The organism is Ruegeria sp. BC3 (assembly GCF_056539265.1).
The window spans coordinates 1-1,511 of record NZ_JBQFUP010000022.1 but is presented as its reverse complement, the minus strand read 5'-3'; the positions used below and the strand labels follow the sequence as shown (position 1 = coordinate 1,511).

Below are 1,511 nucleotides of genomic sequence, written 5' to 3'. Positions count from 1 at the left end.
TGTCTGACGTCAGCACCAATGGGACAGTTTAAGTAGATTTGATAAGAGAGGGTTTCTGGCTCATCGTAACCGCCAAGGAGTGGAGATGAGAAAGAAACCCGGAACCAAGCAGAGCTACGGTGAGAAGGTCGTAAAGGACATTCGCCGTGTGACCCGCAAACAGTATTCCGCAGAAGAGAAGATCAGGATCGTGCTGGACGGCCTTAAAGGCGAGGACAGCATTGCAGAGCTGTGCCGTCGTGAGGGCATCGCGCAGAGCCTGTATTACAGCTGGTCCAAGGAATTTCTGGAAGCCGGCAAGAAACGTCTGGCAGGTGACACGGCCCGTGCGGCAACTTCCGCCGAAGTGAAGGATCTGAGACGGGAAGCCCGTGATCTAAAGGAAGTTGTTGCAGAACAGGCCCTGGAACTGCGTTTGCTCAAAAAAAGCATGATCGCAGATGGGGACGACGACGAATGAGGTATCCTGCATCTGAAAAGCTGGAGATCATCCGCCTCGTCGAAGGTTCGCATCTCCCGACCAAGCGCACTTTGGAAAAGCTGGGCATCCCGAAGACCACCTTCTATCGCTGGTACGACCGGTATCTGTCGGGTGGTCCTGAGGCGCTTGAGGATCGTAGTCCCAAGCCCTCACGGGTCTGGAACCGCATTCCGCAGCCAATGCGTGAGAAGATCAAGGACCTGGCACTGAAGGAAAGTGAGCTTTCCCCGCGTGAGTTAGCTGTTCGCTTCACCGACACAGAAAAGTACTTTGTGTCAGAGGCTTCGGTCTATCGCATCCTCAAGTCCTACGATCTGATCACCAGCCCGGCTTATGTGGTTTTGTCGGCCGCAGACGAGTTCCAGGACAAGACCACACGGCCGAACCAACTCTGGCAGACCGACTTCACTTACCTGAAGGTCATCGGCTGGGGCTGGTTCTATCTCAGTACGATCCTGGACGATTACAGCCGTTACATCATCGCTTGGAAGCTTTGTACGACTATGAAGACCGAGGATGTGACCGACACGCTGGACCTGGCACTACAGGCGTCGGGCTGTGATCAGGCAACCGTGCTGCACAAACCGCGCCTGCTCAGTGATAACGGATCCAGTTATATCTCTGGTAAACTTGCTGAATGGCTGGAAGATCAGGAAATGGATCATGTCCGAGGGGCGCCATACCATCCGCAAACTCAGGGAAAGATCGAGCGCTGGCACCAGACCTTGAAGAACCGCATCTTGCTGGAAAACTACTACCTGCCCGGTGATCTCAGGCAGCAGATCGATGCTTTCGTCGATCACTACAACCACCGGCGCTACCACGAAAGCTTACAAAACCTCACGCCCGCTGATGTCTACTTCGGGCGCGGACAGACCATTCTAAAACAACGAGAGAGGATCAAACGAAAGACCATCGAAACCCGGCGCTTGCTTCACCGCAAATCCGCCGCATAATCAAACCAACCAGATGAGCCACATCCTCTCTTAGATCAGAGCGCCATCTGTCCCAAAATCCCTGACGACGGACA

1 protein-coding gene is annotated in these 1,511 nt (G+C 54.1%); it reads left to right on the top strand.

The window, feature by feature from the left end:
- The first annotated feature begins 85 nt into the window (after positions 1-85).
- A protein-coding gene (locus ACR0MV_RS21610) for an IS3 family transposase (protein ID WP_170825240.1) occupies positions 86-1,437 on the top strand; the annotation gives its coding sequence in 2 pieces (ribosomal slippage) (positions 86-422 and positions 422-1,437; 1,353 coding nt in all).
- Positions 1,438-1,511 lie beyond the last annotated feature (74 nt).